This is a genomic window from Paraburkholderia sp. CNPSo 3274, assembly GCF_024206475.1.
GTDB lineage: Bacteria > Pseudomonadota > Gammaproteobacteria > Burkholderiales > Burkholderiaceae > Paraburkholderia.
The window spans coordinates 1-15,463 of sequence record NZ_JAMBPR010000079.1; the positions used below are offsets into that span (position 1 = coordinate 1).

Annotated in this window: 13 protein-coding genes and 2 pseudogenes; 9 read left to right on the forward strand and 6 right to left on the reverse strand. The window is 60.2% G+C overall.

Going from position 1 to position 15,463, the window contains the following annotated elements:
- The 5 genes and pseudogenes from M3I54_RS36095 to M3I54_RS36115 form a co-directional block, all read left to right on the forward strand.
- Window positions 1–198: pseudogene (locus tag M3I54_RS36095) on the forward strand (integrase); the annotation flags it as partial.
- A gap of 748 nt (window positions 199–946) precedes the next feature.
- Entirely contained in the window at window positions 947–1,543 is a 597-nt protein-coding gene (locus M3I54_RS36100; protein WP_254344467.1) for a c-type cytochrome, read from the forward strand.
- 238 nt (window positions 1,544–1,781) lie between these two features.
- Window positions 1,782–2,886 (forward strand): annotated as a pseudogene (locus M3I54_RS36105) (IS5 family transposase).
- Window positions 2,887–3,550: 664 nt separating this feature from the next.
- Window positions 3,551–3,751: an FAD-dependent oxidoreductase gene (locus tag M3I54_RS45230; RefSeq protein WP_375542274.1), complete on the forward strand. Its 201-nt coding sequence runs from the start codon at window positions 3,551–3,553 to the stop codon at window positions 3,749–3,751.
- 275 nt (window positions 3,752–4,026) lie between these two features.
- Window positions 4,027–5,289, forward strand: a complete 1,263-nt coding sequence (locus tag M3I54_RS36115) for an adenylate/guanylate cyclase domain-containing protein (protein WP_254344424.1) — start codon at window positions 4,027–4,029, stop codon at window positions 5,287–5,289.
- Between the two features lie 229 nt (window positions 5,290–5,518).
- On the opposite strand, the gene catA is transcribed toward M3I54_RS36115, so the two are convergent.
- The 3 genes from catA to M3I54_RS36130 form a co-directional block, all read right to left on the reverse strand.
- Window positions 5,519–6,454 carry a catechol 1,2-dioxygenase gene (gene catA, locus M3I54_RS36120; protein ID WP_254344468.1) on the reverse strand — a complete coding sequence of 312 codons (936 nt, stop codon included), beginning with the start codon at window positions 6,452–6,454 and terminating at the stop codon, window positions 5,519–5,521.
- A gap of 74 nt (window positions 6,455–6,528) precedes the next feature.
- A complete protein-coding gene (gene catC / locus M3I54_RS36125) occupies window positions 6,529–6,819 on the reverse strand; it encodes a muconolactone Delta-isomerase (protein ID WP_254344426.1) in 291 nt (96 codons plus the stop codon).
- A gap of 30 nt (window positions 6,820–6,849) precedes the next feature.
- Entirely contained in the window at window positions 6,850–7,986 is a 1,137-nt protein-coding gene (locus M3I54_RS36130; RefSeq protein ID WP_254344428.1) for a muconate/chloromuconate family cycloisomerase, read from the reverse strand.
- A gap of 367 nt (window positions 7,987–8,353) precedes the next feature.
- Here M3I54_RS36130 and antA point away from each other — a divergent pair, with 367 nt between their 5' ends.
- From antA to M3I54_RS36150, 4 genes are all read left to right on the forward strand, one after another.
- Window positions 8,354–9,742: an anthranilate 1,2-dioxygenase large subunit gene (antA, locus tag M3I54_RS36135; protein ID WP_254344429.1), complete on the forward strand. Its 1,389-nt coding sequence runs from the start codon at window positions 8,354–8,356 to the stop codon at window positions 9,740–9,742.
- Window positions 9,743–9,745: 3 nt separating this feature from the next.
- On the forward strand, window positions 9,746–10,237 hold the full coding sequence (antB, locus tag M3I54_RS36140; protein ID WP_254344430.1) for an anthranilate 1,2-dioxygenase small subunit: 492 nt from the start codon (window positions 9,746–9,748) through the stop codon (window positions 10,235–10,237).
- A gap of 16 nt (window positions 10,238–10,253) precedes the next feature.
- Entirely contained in the window at window positions 10,254–11,291 is a 1,038-nt protein-coding gene (gene antC, locus M3I54_RS36145) for an anthranilate 1,2-dioxygenase electron transfer component AntC (protein WP_254344431.1), read from the forward strand.
- Between the two features lie 96 nt (window positions 11,292–11,387).
- On the forward strand, window positions 11,388–12,386 hold the full coding sequence (locus M3I54_RS36150) for a helix-turn-helix domain-containing protein (protein WP_309249670.1): 999 nt from the start codon (window positions 11,388–11,390) through the stop codon (window positions 12,384–12,386).
- A 286-nt stretch (window positions 12,387–12,672) separates the two neighbouring features.
- Here the strand turns inward: M3I54_RS36150 and M3I54_RS36155 are convergent, their stop codons facing one another.
- From M3I54_RS36155 to M3I54_RS36165, 3 genes are all read right to left on the reverse strand, one after another.
- Window positions 12,673–13,626 (reverse strand): transporter, encoded by a 954-nt coding sequence (locus tag M3I54_RS36155; protein ID WP_254344432.1) that lies wholly within the window; start codon window positions 13,624–13,626, stop codon window positions 12,673–12,675.
- 49 nt (window positions 13,627–13,675) lie between these two features.
- Window positions 13,676–14,146 carry a flavin reductase family protein gene (locus M3I54_RS36160; RefSeq protein ID WP_375542275.1) on the reverse strand — a complete coding sequence of 157 codons (471 nt, stop codon included), beginning with the start codon at window positions 14,144–14,146 and terminating at the stop codon, window positions 13,676–13,678.
- 77 nt (window positions 14,147–14,223) lie between these two features.
- Window positions 14,224–15,462: a styrene monooxygenase/indole monooxygenase family protein gene (locus tag M3I54_RS36165; RefSeq protein WP_254344434.1), complete on the reverse strand. Its 1,239-nt coding sequence runs from the start codon at window positions 15,460–15,462 to the stop codon at window positions 14,224–14,226.
- Window position 15,463 lies beyond the last annotated feature (1 nt).

Sequence of the window (15,463 nt, forward strand, 5' to 3'; positions counted from 1 at the left end):
CTCCAGGCCGGTGTCGACATCAATACGATACGCGGCTGGCTTGGGCACGTTTCGTTGGAGACGACCAATATCTACGCCGAGATCAATCTGGAAACAAAGGCGCGGGCGCTAGCGACATGCGAAGTGGAAGGCGGTGCCGAAGGACAAAAGCAATGGCGGGATCAGCCCGACCTGATGACCTTCCTCCGCACCTTGTAACCGAATAATATGTGCTGTTCGCTTTCCACAAAGGTACCGCCTTGGCCTAGTTCGTTATCGAGCAGCACATATTTTTTACCGCACCATACTCGTGGGCGGTGCCACGTTTGTTTCGCGTAGGTTGCATCCCGTAATGAACGCACAGCGCTTCGTAGCGCGTGGTCAGGTCGTCGCGCACTTCACGCTCGAGCTTGGCCGACTGCTGCTCGATGTAATGGGTCGAGTCTGCCCGTCAATCGGGCCCAGTTTCACCGGCTGGTTCCAAAGGAACTACAGCCATTTGCGCGCCCCCACTAGCCGTGCTCGACCATTGTGGAGGTGAATCGTGGGGTACTGCATGGCACCTCCGCAAATGGCTGCTTCTGTGGAATCACTCTGCTAGTGCCCGGTCCCACGGGGGCGACTCAGCCGACGTTCACGACCGGCCGTTGAGCGTACATGAGACGGTCGGGCAATTTCTTGCTGCACCGCGCAAACGAAGAAGCTGGGCCCGTTTGGTAGGCATGTACCATGCCAAAGCGCTTCACGGAGCGGCCCGATCGTGATCGAGACACTTGGGATTCGCCACTCAGGCGCCGCTGCGTGTGGCAACGTACCCGCACCGGTCGCATGTGTGGCACAACACGTCCGCCTTCAACTTTCCCTCCGCGTTGAGTTTGAAAATATCCTATGCTGCCTGGACGGCTTGACATCTTCCATACGTTCGAATTGAAGACAACGCTGATAAAAAATGATTCTCGGTCCACGAATGCCCGTGATTGCGTTGCTTGCCGCTGCAGGCCTCGCCTTGACGCCAGCCCTCGCACAAAGCGAGGATGGCGCCCGCATTGCCATGCAGATTTGTTCTGGCTGCCATGGTGTAGGCGGGCGTAGCGAATCGCCAATGTTTCCGAAGCTCAACGCGCAGACCCCCGAATACATCGAAGCCCAGTTGAAGGGATTCCGCGAGCACGCACGCGGTGAAAACACCGCCCGCGATTACATGTGGGGCATGGCCGCACTGCTGGACGCCGCCGCCGTCAAATCGCTGGCCGACTATTTCTCGCACCAGCCGGCAACACGAGGCGCGACCGGCGATACCACCTTGACGGCCCAAGGGCAGGAAATCTTCGAACGCGGTGTGCCGGACAAGGGCGTGCCGGCTTGCGCGACATGTCACGGCGCGGAGGCCCAGGGGGCTGGCACGTTCCCGCGTCTGGCCGGGCAGCACAAGGAATATCTGTTGCATCAGATCGAAGTTTTCAAAAATGGCACGCGTGGGAATGCGCCCGTGATGAGTGCAGTGGCGCACGCCTTGAATGACGAACAAGCCAAGGCCGTGGCCGTCTATCTGCAATCCAAATGAGATTTCCCCCGCTATGCGGGTCGGCGGACTCGGAACAAGCTTTTCCGCACGTCAAACGATCTCGGTCAATGCGTCACTGGCAAGGCGCAGCAAGATTCAGTTTGGCTAAATGTCTCACCTTCACTGCCTATAGTCTTAAGGTTTCCTTAACAGGCTGTTGAATTTTGCTCCGGTGTAAACGGGGTTCCGGGGCCAAGCGTTATGGATATCGTGTTCATGATTTTTGGCAGAGAATTCGATGCGTGGGATGGATGAGATGCAGGAAGCCCTGTTCACGACGGTCAAGCTCGAGGACTTCGTTCCGGCCGATCATCCGTTGCGCCCCATCCGGCTGCTGGTCAATCAGGCGTTGAAGCGTCTTAATGGGCTGTTCAGCATCATCTATGCGGATAGCGGTCGGGCCTCGATCGCACCGGAGAAACTGGTGCGTGCCTTGCTGTTGCAGGTGTTCTACTCGGTGCGCAGCGAGCGCATGCTGATGGAGCAGATGCAGTACAACCTGCTGTTCCGCTGGTTTGTCGGACTGGCAATGGAGGACGTGGTGTGGAACCACTCCGTCTTCTCGAAGAACCGCGACCGACTGCTCGAGCACGAGGTCGTGGAATCGTTCTTTACTGAAGTCATGGCTCTGGCGGACAAGCAGGGCCTGCTGTCCCGGGAGCACTTCTCGGTGGACGGCACGCTGATCCAGGCATGGGCGAGTCACAAGAGTTTTCGCCGCAAGGACGGATCGGATGATCTGCCGCCAGGTGGCAGGCGCAACGCCGAGGCCGACTGGAAGGGCGAGCGGCGCAGCAATGAGACGCATGAGTCGAGCACTGATGCGCATTCGCGCCTGTACAAGAAGAGCAAGCAGAGTCCGGTCCATCCTCTGTTACCAGGGGCACATCCTGATGGAGAACCGCTCGGGGCTCGTGGTCGGCGCCGTTGTCAGCCATGCAGATGGCTTCGCCGAGCGGGCCAATGCGCTGCGACTGCTCGACTGCGTACCGGGTACTCACGCGAAGACAGTCGGCGCCGACAAGGCGTACGACACGCATGACTTCGTGAACGATTGCCGGGCGCGCAACGTGACCCCGCATGTCGCACGCAATGATGCGCGCGCGGGCGGCAGCGCCATCGATGAGCGTACATCGCGGCGTGCGGGATACCAGATGAGCCAGGTGATCCGCAAGCGTATCGAGGAACATTCCGGCTGGGGCAAGACGGTTGGCCGGATCCGGCAGACGGTGTATCGCGGCATCAAGCGGGTCGACTAGCACTTCAAGCTGACGATGGTCGCGAGCAACCTCACGCGCATGGCACGAATAATGGACGAGGTGCTCACGGGAGCGTTGCAATGAGCCGCCAGGGCGCGTGGCCTGAGGGGCGCGGCATCGCCGCGCAGGCGAATTGCCTGCGCGAACTGGCCGGCGCATCCGGATTTCAGCGGGAAATCGCACGCGAAACACTCCTGAACATTGCTTCGGTCTTCATGACGAGGCGCTTTTCAACAGCCTGCTAAACGAACTGACGTCGTCCTCTCGACAGTTGGACTGCGTTCACTGGGTGGAGGGAAAGTCGTGATGTTTACGGCCTCACCGTCGACGACAGATAAGCAGATCCAGGTGATGGCATCACTTCGCCATAAATTCTGAGTGAGCGATAGTAAAGAGTTACCTTTTCGCCCCTCATAACGAAGGACGACCCCTTGCAGGCAAGTTCGGCTGTCGTCGAGATGGTACTGTGGTCACGCGATCTCACGGCGAAAATCGGCTGCGACTTGCCGATCGCGGTAAAACGCGGCTATCACATGCACTATGCCGTGACAAATGGGGCAAAACTGAACCAGCCGGTTCTCGACGAGGAAGCGGGCTTTCTGATTCCCCCGAGGCTGCGCGGCGTCCGCCTGACGACAGGTGTCGAGCTGGGTTATCGCGATACGGCCAGGACCCCGGTTCAGCTCGAAGCGGACGAGGCGCTCGCGCGCGGCATTTTCCCGCTCAGCGCGCGGGCGGATCCCGCGCCGTGGCGCGGTTGCCGCCCCTGCACGCCCGCATGTTGCCGGTCATTGGGCCAGCGCCGAAGCACGACGACCTCTGGTTCGCATTCGGACACGCCTACTATGGTCTGACGCTCTGGCCGGTTACCGGCCAGCTGATCGCGGAGATGATGACAGGTGCGCCGACGATCGTGGGTCTGAGACCATTTCACGCCAACCGGTTCTGAGCCGAGGCAACTGTGTGGACTGGGCTTCAGAATCAGTGAGGCTCTCGAACTGGTCACCAACAAACTCAATGCAGAGTACGTTGCCGGTGGCTTAAAGATGATGTTGAGCTGGATTTGGAGCGCGCGCCGCGCACGCATTGTATTTGTATGAAAATACCAATACTCGCATCTTCATTGCGCGAGTGGGTACACTGGGAGCATCAGATCGATAGCATGCTGAAAGCAATCTGGTGAGCAAGCGCTGCACCGGATGCCGGAGGCGCAAGAGGTGACGCATGGCTGCGATCCATCTCCAGAGTTTCTCTGACGTCGCGGAATTTCGGGTGGGCGACGTGACGTTCTCTGCAGGCGATGACCTCCAGACACAGCGGAATAAGTTAGCGCGCATCATGTTTGACGCGATGTATCAGTTCGTAGGTCTACTGGATACGGACGGGACAATGCTCGAGATCAATCATGCTGCGCTTGAAGCCGCCGGGATACGAATGGATGACATTCGTGGTAAGCCGTTCTGGGAGGCGCGTTGGTGGGTCGTTTCGGGGCAGACACAGGCCTTGCTCCGGGAACTAATTCACCGCGCTGGCGAAGGAGAGTTCGTCCGCTGCGATTTCGAAGTCTACGGTCAGTTAGCGGGTGCGGAGACGATCGTCGTCGATTTTTCGATCTTGCCGATCAAAGATTCAAACGGTCACGTCGTATTCCTGCTTCCTGAGGGCCGCAATATCACTGAGAAAAAACGCGCCGAAGCCGAGCTTACGCGTAAGAACGAGGAATTGCAGGCAAGCTGGGAGTTAATCCAGCGCCAGCGCGACGAGCTCCAGTGCCTCTATGACAAGCTCGCTGTCGAGCAAAAGATGTCGGAGCGGCTATTGCTCAATCTGCTGCCCTATCCGATCGCTGAACGGCTCAAAGCGCGCCCGGACCTGATCGCCGACAGTATTCCTGAAATCATCGCCGATAGTTTTACGGATGTCACGGTTCTATTCGCTGATATTGTGGCGTTCACGCAGTTTTCGGCGCTCATGGACCCGGAGCAACTAGTCGCTTTACTCAACGAGATTTTCGGCGAATTCGATAACATCGCCGACCACTGGGGCCTTGAAAAGATCAAGACGATTGGTGATTCGTACATGGCAGCATGTGGGCTGCCAGACCCAGCTCCCGACCATGCAGGGAGGGCAGCTCATATGTCACTGGATATGATCGATGCGCTTGCGCGATTCAATCGACGCCACGGCTACAGCCTCCAATTGCGTATTGGCATCAATAGCGGACCGGTGGTCGCCGGTGTCATCGGCAGGCGAAAGTTCATCTATGACTTGTGGGGCGCTGCAGTCATCACCGCCAGTCGAATGGAGTCCCACAGCGTGGCGGGGCGTGTGCAGGTTACCGACGCCACGCGGAGCCTTCTCGGTGATCGTTTTCTGTTCGAGGAGCGAGGCGAGATTGACGTCAAAGGCATAGGTACGCTGCACACCTGGTTCCTGACGGGCACAAACCCGCTCTACACGGAAACGGGCGACGCGTCAGCGCAATAGCCGTTTCATCTTTTTGACGCCGCTGGATTAGACGGATGATTCGTGGACGTTGCGCATATCAGCGCTTCTGGACAGCTAGCGACATATTCGGAATTTAGCCGATCCCACGCCTTCTACGGTCGACTTTCGTCCGTCGGCTTATCAGCTAGCACGCGTCCCGCGGGTAACAGCGGCCAATTCACTACACTGACCGGCGGCAGCGTTGCGGCGCCGCCGCCGGCTCGGCCAATTACGCTGTGGCTGAAGCGCGAGGGCGATCGACGATCTGGTTATCCTTGCCCTGGACCAGCGGGGTCAGGGAAATGTTGAATTCGATGTCCTTGTACGTGTCGGCCTTCAGGCCCAACGCCGTACCGCCGGTCTTTTCCGCGACGTGAGGAATCAGGTCTTCACGCGTGGCATAGGCGAAATCGTCCCAGATCAGGGGATCGCCTTCGATGTTGAATTGCGTCGTCAGCTTGCGCTGCCTCTCGCTGGTGACAAAGAAATGCACGTGTGCAGGACGGTTGCCGTGACGGGCGATTTCGTCCAGCAGCTGCTGCGTCGCGCCTTGGGGAGGACAACCATAGCCGACCGGCATCAGGGTGCGGAACTCGTACTTGCCATCCGCGCCGGTTCTGACCGCGCCGCGCAGGTTGAAGTTGCTTTGCGCGCCCGTCGGGTCGAAGTGCGAGTAGAAACCCTTCGAATTCGCGTGCCAGCATTCGACCACGGCACCAGCGACCGGCCTGCCATCCGGGCCGGTGACGGTGCCGTGGATGATGAGCGGACCCGCATCGGCGTCGGGATCGATGTCGATCTTCGAAACGCCATCGCGTAGGGGCGCGCCCGCCACATACAACGGGCCTTCGATGGTGCGGGGGGTTCCGCCGTCAATGCCGATCGCCTTGTCCGATGCGTCCATGCGGATGTCGAGATACTTTTCCAGACCAAGGCCTGCGGCCAGCAGTGCCGCTTCACCGTCCTGGCCGAGCTTGTTCAGATAATTGATGCCGGTCCAGACTTCGTCGGGAGTAATGTCGAGATCGTCGATGGCCTTGAAGAGATCGCCCAGCAGGCGGTGGACGATCTGCTTGAAACGTGCATTACCGTCGTCGCTATCGATATTTGTGGCTGCCCTCAGCAGTTCCTGTACTTCCTTGGTTTCGAATACGCTTACGCTCATGATCACTGTCTCCAGTTGGTATTGGGGGGAATGACGCGGGTGGGTGCATCCTTTAAAACGCCAGCATTTCCGGTTCACGCGTCGCCGTCGCGCACCGACGACGGATGGCGACACAACGGGGTTACTTCAATCTCCATGTACGGGAACAGCGGTAGAGCGCTCAGGATGTCGTGCAGCTCCGCGTTGCTCCCAACGTCGAAGATGCTGTAGTTCGCGTACTCGCCGACAAGACGCCAGATATGGCGCCACTTTCCGCTGCGCTGTAGCTCCTGCGAGTACGTTTTCTCTCGCGCCTTGATTTCGTTAGCGACATCGGCCGGCATGTTGGCAGGAAGCTTCACATCCATTCGTACGTGGAAAAGCATGGTCCAGCGTCCTCGTGTCAGGGGTAGGGATTATCGGGTGACCTTCATGAGGCCATCGCGCGTGAAGCGTTTGACTCTCGCTTCGTCCAGTTCGATGCCGAGGCCGGGCCGATTGGGCACGGTCAGGGCGAAGTCCCTATAGTCGAGCGGCTCGGTCAGGATCTCTTCGGTGATCAGCAGAGGGCCGAACAGTTCGGTGCCCCACTGCAGGTTGGCGAAGCTCGCGAACAGATGTGCCGAGGCGACCGTGCTGAACGCGCCTTCGAGCATGGTGCCGCCATAGAGCTCGATACCGGCCGCATCGGCAATCGCGGCTACGCGCTGTGCGGCGAACAGTCCGCCGCTTTGTTCGATCTTGACGGCGAACACGTCGGCGCCCGCATTCTTCGCAATCCCGAACGCGCTTTCCGGGCCCTGAAGGATTTCGTCGGCCATCAATGCCACCGGGAAGCGGCGCATCAGGCGCGTGAGCGCCGCGGCAGAGGCCACTGGCTGCTCGACCAGTTCGCAGCCCGCGTCAGCCAGCGCAGGGATGGCCGATGCCGCCTGCGTCTCGCTCCAGGCCATGTTGACGTCCACCCGTACTGCCGCGCGCTCACCCACCGCCTTCTTGATCTCGGCGACGTGACGGATGTCGGTCCTCGGCTCCCTTGCGCCGATCTTCAGCTTGAACACGTTATGCCTGCGTAGTTCGAGCATTGATTCAGCTTCGGCGATGTCTTTCGCCGTGTCGCCCGATGCCAGCGTCCACGCAACCGGCAGCCGTTCGCGGCGGCGCCCGCCCAGCAGTTCGCTCACGGGCACGCCAAGGCGCTTGCCTTGCGCGTCGAGCAACGCAGTTTCGAGTGCGCTCTTCGCGAAGTGATTGCCCTTGACGAGCTTGCCGAGGTGGGCCATCAACGCCTGGACGCGCGTGGGATCCTGGCCGATCATCGCCGGCGCGAAGTAAGCATCGATTGCCAGCTTCATGGCCTCGGGGCTTTCCGGGCCGTAAGCCATCCCGGCAATCGTGGTGCCTTCGCCGATACCGACCACGCCATCGCCGCAATACACCTTCACCAGCATCAACGTCTGTCCGTGCATGGTCGCGACCGAGAGCTTGTGCGGGCGAATCGTCGGCAGATCGACGAGGCGGGTTTCGATACGTTCAATCGTCGTTGCGGTCATGGGAGAAGCTCAGTGATGTACGTGGAATCTGGTGGACATGAGCTTGTAGGCGCTAGAGCTCGGTGTCGGTCGCCCCGGTGGGCATGTTGGGGCACTGACGGCATTAGATATCCGGGCGCGCGCGGGCGCTATCCGTCTACTGGACACTCACTATCCGTTTATTCCGGCGCGGTCGCGAAACGCCAGGCGCCGGGCCGGTTGTGCGGCGTCGCGAAGACGCGCCCAGCAAAGCGGAAAAAAATCGCTGCAAAAAAAGCGGATAGCGAACGGCGACCAGGTGGATAGCGTCCGCACTGAATCGGGTATTCAATCCAGCTCATCAAGAACCCGGTCGCAAGACCGCTGAACAGCAGGAGGAGAACCCATCGTGAGTGCAGAGAAAAACACGTCGCAATGGCAGGAATTCATTGGCGGATGCCTCGATTTCCGTCCGGAAGAGGGCGTCTATCGTATTGCGCGGGAGATGTTCACGGAGCCGCAATTGTTCGACCTGGAGATGGAGTTCATCTTCGAGAAAACCTGGATCTACGCGTGCCACGAGAGCGAGATCCCCAAGCCCCACGACTTCATGACGATGCGCGCGGGCCGTCAGCCCATGATCATCTCGCGCGACGGCAACGGTCAGCTCAACGCGATGATCAACGCATGCCAGCATCGCGGCGCGACCCTCACGCGTATGGGCAAAGGCAATCAGTCGACCTTCACCTGCCCCTTTCATGCGTGGTGCTACAAGAGCGACGGACGCCTGGTCAAGGTCAAGGCGCCAGGTGAATACTGCGACGACTTCGACAAATCCACGCGCGGCCTGAAAAAAGCACGCATCGCAAGCTACAAGGGCTTCGTGTTCATCAGCCTCGACGCCGATGCGACCGACACGCTCGAGGACTATCTCGGCGATGCGCGCATCTTCTTCGACATGATGGTCGCGCAATCGCCCACGGGCGAGCTCGAGGTGCTGCCGGGCAAGTCCACGTACACCTACGAAGGCAACTGGAAGCTGCAGAACGAAAACGGCCTCGACGGGTACCACGTGAGCACGGTGCACTACAACTACGTCGCCACGGTGCAGCACCGCCACGAATCGAACGCCCAGAAGGGCGGTGCGACGAGCGGAACGCTCGACTACAGCAAGCTTGGCGCAGGCGATTCCGAGACCGACGACGGCTGGTTCGCATTCAGGAACGGCCATAGCGTGCTGTTCAGCGACATGCCGAACCCCAGTGTGCGTCCGGGCTACGGCAGCGTCATGCCGCGCCTCGTCGAGGCACAGGGGCAGCAGAAGGCCGAATGGATGATGCATCGTCTGCGCAACCTGAACATCTATCCGAGCCTCTTTTTCATGGATCAGATCAGCTCCCAGCTTCGCATCGTGCGTCCGGTCGCCTGGAACAAGACTGAGGTCACCAGCCAGTGCATCGGCGTGAAGGGCGAATCGGATCAGGATCGCGAGAGCCGTATTCGGCAGTTCGAAGACTTCTTCAATGTTTCGGGCATGGGCACGCCGGACGATCTCGTGGAGTTCCGCGAGCAGCAACGCGGCTTCCAGGCGCGCCTCGAGCGCTGGAGCGACATCTCTCGCGGACACCACAAGTGGGTGGCAGGCGAGACGGCAAATACGCGCCTGCTCGGCATCGAACCTGTGATGTGCGGCACGGAGCTGACCCACGAGGGGCTTTACGTCAACCAGCACGGTGCGTGGCAGACCTACCTCAAGAAGGGGCTCGCACAGAAGTCGAACGTTACGAAGGAGGCCTGAACCATGTCCGTCACCCTGCAACAATCGGTCGAGCAGTTTCTCTATCGCAAGGCCGAGCTCTGCGACGCGCAGAGCTGGGACGAGTACCTCGCCCTCTTCGACGAGAACAGCGAATTTCACGTACCCCAGTGGGACTTCGAGCATGTGTACACGACCGACCCGAAGCGCGGCATGTCGCTCATCTACTATGCGAATCGCACGGGGCTCGAGGATCGTGTGTTCCGCCTGCGCACGGGAAAGTCGGCGGCGTCGACGCCGCTGCCGCGCACGCTGCACCAGATCACCAACGTCCGCATTTCGGAGCGCGAACGCGGCGAGCTGGAAGTCAAGGCCAACTGGGCCACGTTCTACGCCCGGCATGGCGTTGCCGAACACTTCTTCGGACACGTCACCTACCAGCTGCGCCCAGCCGGCGAGACCTGGAAAATCGCTCGCAAGCACGTGCTCCTGCTGAACGACACGATCAACGCAGTGCTCGATTTCTACCATCTGTAAGCGGGAGTGCCACGAGATGAGCCACAAGGTTGCCTTCAGTTTTGCCGATGGCAAGACGGCGTTCTTCGATGTCCGAGCAGGTGAGCTCCTGCTCGACGCCGCGCTGCGCAATGGCGTCAACATCCCGCTCGACTGCCGTGAGGGCGTGTGTGGAACTTGCCAGGGGCGCTGCGAATCGGGCAGCTATACGCAGGACTATGTCGACGAAGAGACGCTGTCTGCCGACGACCTCGCTGCGCGCAAGATCCTGTCCTGCCAGACGCGCGTGCAATCCGATGCGTCCTTCTACTTCGACTTCGATTCGAGCCTTTGTGGCGCGAGCCGGACTACTTTGCAAACTGGCAAGGTCACCGCCGTGAAGCAGGTCTCGGAAACGACGGCGATCCTGCATCTGGACGCGAGTGCCCATCCCGGGCGGCTCGATTTTCTGCCGGGCCAGTACGCCCGCGTGAAGGTGCCGGGCGCGGACGTTTGGCGATCCTATTCGTTCGCGCACCGGCCTGAGGACGGAAACCAGATCCAGTTCCTGATCCGTCTGCTGCCCGACGGCGCGATGAGCAACTATATGCGCGAGCGCTGCCAGCCGGGCCAGACGGTCGAGTTCGAGGCGCCGCTGGGCACGTTCTATCTACGCGAGGTGGAGCGGCCGCTGGTGATGGTCGCAGGCGGTACGGGTCTGTCCGCATTTCTGGGCATGCTCGACGATCTCGCGCACAAGGGCGGCTGTGGCCAGAGGGTCCATCTGTACTATGGTGTGACGAACGCGCGGGATCTATGCGAGCTCGATCGTTTGAAGTCCTACGAGCAGCGCATCCCGAACTTCGCGTGCGATATCGTTGTGATGAATCCCTCTGAAGCATGGCAGGGCAAGACGGGGCTTATTCCCGAACATTTCGACCGCGGGATGCTGGAAGCGAACCCGTTCGACATGTATGTCTGCGGACCGCCGCCGATGGTCGAGGCAATCAAGACGTGGCTTGCAAGCGAACGACTGGAAGGCCGTCTTTACTACGAAAAATTCGGGGACAGCAACAGCGCGCAGTCGTCCTCCTGACGCTGCTGATGCCGGGGCGCCTTGGGGTGTTTCGGTATTTTGTCTGGGCACGGGGTGGTTTACCATTGAGCATTCGTCAACCTCCCGTGAAACGCCATGCCTTCCCCCGCTTTCAACGACAGTCGAGGTATTGACGCGCTGAGTCGAGATCTTCAGGGCGCGCGGGAATGGATGGCGTCGATTTGCGGACCCCATGGGCTGCAGGTACGCAGCCCTAAGGAACTGCAATTCCATCATTCTGGAACGGTGATGCGTTCCATGGCCAGCACGCTGGGGTATGTGGAGTACGGTACCGATGTCACCGTCTCGGTGCACAATGATGCGCCGCTAAACAGCTATAGCGTCAGCCTGCCTCTCACCGGCCAGCAGGAGCTCGCGGCGCAGGGCCGCCTGTGGCTGTCGGACCAGGACAGGGGCCTCGTTCTGTCGCCGCATGAGACGCAGGACCTTGCGATCATGGGCAACTGTCGCAAGATCATCGTTTCGATTCCGATTCCGGCCCTGCGTCAGGTGCTCGAGGGACTTCTGCAACGCCCGCTCGACGCTGCGTTGACCTTTGAGCCCCAGATGAATGCCGCCGAAGGCGACCAGGCGGCCTGGTGGCGCATGGTCAAGTTCTTGCTGGCCGAGATGGGACAGGCGGGGCCGTTGCTCAATCATCAGCAGATGGCAGGGGATCTCGAGCAGGCGCTGATCAAAGGGCTGCTGCTTGCTCAGCCGCATAACTACTCGAATGCGCTTGCCGAGGCGATGCGGCCTTCATGTCCGCACTACCTGTTGCGAGCGAAACAGTTCATTCACGACAACGCACGTGAGAATATCGCACTCGAAGACATCGAGCGTGCTGCGGGCGTGTCGCGCTACAAGTTGTTCGAAGGCTTCCGGCAGCACTTCGGGCTTGCGCCGATGGCGTATTTGAAGAAGCACCGGCTCGAAGCGGTACGGCGCGAGATGCTCTCGGACTACTCGGAGCGCAACGTTTCTTCCATCGCGATGAACTGGGGCTTTTCGCATCTCGGCCGCTTTTCCAACGACTACAAGCAACTCTTCGGCGAAACGCCATCGCAGACACTGAAGCGCGCTTCAAGACGTTAGATCGCCCGGCTTCGAGACAGGCGAAGGCAGTGTGGACGGAGTGCTCGCGCTCGGGCATCAAGGCGACGTGCGCCGCTTGACGAGGCAAGCTTTGCCCCGTGGCGTGCAGGCAGTTTCAGGACATGCGGGCAGGATTCTGTGAACTGTCAATGCAGCACGGCACTGAGCAGCAGGGAAGGGATTCACCGTGTGGGGACTAACGAATGTCTCTACAAGCATTCTCGTGCGCCATACCGGCGGACTCGAGTCTAGCCGGCGTGCATGGCGCGAACGCTCGATCAGCGTGTCACTGGAAATGATGAACGTAGCGCAGCACCAGGCGCGTTCCCTCGGGCCGGTTGCGCGCATCCGCCTCGAAATAGGCATTGAACATCAGGTGGTCGTGCTGGGAGAAGCTGTACATTGCCCCCGGGCCGATCGCCCACACCGCTTCACGCTGCCCCGGCACATTCTGGCCATTCACCTTCATGTCGGTGATCTGGCGCAGCCAGTAACCGTTGAGGCCGATTCGCAAGCCTGGCATCACCTCGTATTCCGTGGCGATGTTGGCGTGCAGCGCCTGTCCGGCCTGCGATGAAGTCGCGCCGTCCCCCAAGCCCTGATTCGGCCGATTGTTCGTGGCGTTCCAGAGATAGTGCAGCCGCCAGGAAACCGTCCACTTCGGATTGATCCAGACTGTCGCGGCCCAGTATGGATCGATTGACCAGAAGCCGCTGCCGGGGTTGATCGCTTTGCCCGGGTCATAGGCACCCGTTGGCGCAATGATCTGGAGTTCGAAGCGGTGCGCAAAGCGCGGTCCGTCCGGGCCCATTACCGGATCGAACTGGATGAAGGGCCCCACAAGCAGATCGCCGAACCCCGTGCGTGCATTAAGCGCCACGTCGCCCATGCCGTCGTCGGTGTGGGCCGATGCCACCCACGGCAGGATCACGTCGACGCCCGGATGCGCGCCGGCAATCGTGAAGGGCGACTGATAAACGAGTTGCGTCAGGCCCGCGAAGATATCGACGTTCTGCTTCGGCAAGGCGACCTTGTTTCCGGCGTTGTCGTTGATACGGTCTGCCGTGTAGTACTCGAGGTACTGCGTTGCATACCAGCCGGACCCCGCCGGCGGTGCACCATCGAGGAAGCTCGTGAAGCCGAGGTTGACGTTGGGCAGGTCGCCCGCTATTGCCGATCCTGTGCTCAGGAGTCCAGAAAGAGCGAAGAAGAGCAGCATGCGGGAAGTGGAGTGCTTCATGGCGGCAAACCTTTTAAATACGTAATGCTAAATAATATTATTAAATTAATTACGGATTATTGGTTACCGCGCCGTATTGCCCGGAATGGAAGACCAGCGGCGCGTGGCCATCTGCTTCGAAATGCTCGATCTGCCCGATAAAGATCAGGTGATCGCCGCCTTCGTGCTGCGTCAGATTGCGACACACGAAATGTGCGCTGCAGCCGTCGAGCACCATGGTGCCACCAAGGCTTTCACGGCAGGCGAGACCGATGTACTTGTCGGGCGACGGTTTCGAAAAGCGGCGCGACAGGTCGGTCTGGTCTTCGGCCAGCACGTTGATCGCGAAGTAGCCGGCATGGACGAAATCCGCGCAACTGGGTGAAGTCTTGCCGATACTCCAGATCACGAGTGGTGGATCGAGCGACAGTGACGCGAACGAGTTTGCGGTCAGACCGATCTTGCGGCCATCCCGTGCGGCGGCTGTGATGACAGTAACACCAGTCGGATATTGCCCGAAGGCGTTGCGCAATTGCCGCATCGTATTGAGCTGGTCATCGGATTTCGCGGCGGTGGGTTCGAGCGTGCTGCACATAAGGTTTCTCCTTTTCGTGTTCACTACGCGGCCCGCGCAGCGTGTTCGTCGATCAGCGCCATGCAGGCGGTCGGATCAAACCACCACGGCGAGAACGTGCGCGGGTCGTCGAAGCCGTTGGCAATCGTCGAGGCCAGCGAGGGAAACTGACCGGCCGCGCCGAGCAACTCGAGAATGTGCGGCGGCGGTGGCGTGAGCAGCGAGTTCGTCCACCTGACGACCTCTTTCGCGTACGGCCAGTAACGGTCGAAAGTCTGCTGCATCCAGTCCTCGCTGAAGGCAGCCCTGTTGCGCTCGAGAATGGCATCGAGATAGACCTTCGTGCACTTGGCAGCATTGTTCGAACCCTGGCCTGTAATCGGATCGTTCACGACGATCGCGTCGGCCATGCCGAACACGGTCTTGCCGGAAGGCAGCCTGAAGTAGGGATTGCGCACAGTCGGCGCGAAACGGCCGCTCAACACGCCGTTGGGGTCGGTCAGTTCTACGTTTGCGCAGCGCTCGGCTTCCCACGGCAGATATTGGCGGAGAAAGGCCAGACTGGTCTCGAGATGCTGCTCGGCTGTCTTGACGCCTGCCCAGCAATCTAGCTGACCGCCGGGAATGCCTTCGAACACCATGATTTCGCACAGACCATTCGTGGTCAGAGCGGGGAAGGCAAAGTATTCGCCCACGCCCGGAATCAGATTGAAGCGTACGCGCGAGTAGGGCGTCGACGGCGTCATGCCCTTCACGTAGGTCAGCGCGAGCGCGCGCTGCGGCTTGTCGAAAGGGCTGCGTTCGGCGTTGCGGCCTAGCAAATTTACGATCTCCCCCTTGCCGGCTGCCAGCAGCACGAGGTCATGGCTCCTTGCGAGCTCTTCCATTTCTGGCACGCCGACCTCGCAGATCCGCACGTCGGCACCACGTTGGACGACGGCTTCGAGCCAGGCCGACATCTTGACGCGCTGATCGACGGATTGTGCCGGTTGAGTCAGGCGCGCGGACCAGTCGATGAGCTTGCGGCCCGGCAGGTCCGGATGCGGGACCGCGAAGCCAATCCCCTCCACGGGAGGGCAGGACGCGTCCCACCAGTTCAGGCCGAGATCGCGCTCGATCTGCAGAGAGGCGTTGAACATGCACTGACTCGACATGACCTTGCCGGTGCGGATTTGCTGTGCATCGCGATTGGTCGCGAGCGTGACTTCATAGCCGCGGTCGAGCAGGGCGAGCGCCAGTTGCAGACCAGACTGGCCGGCGCCGACAATGGCAATTTTTCTCATA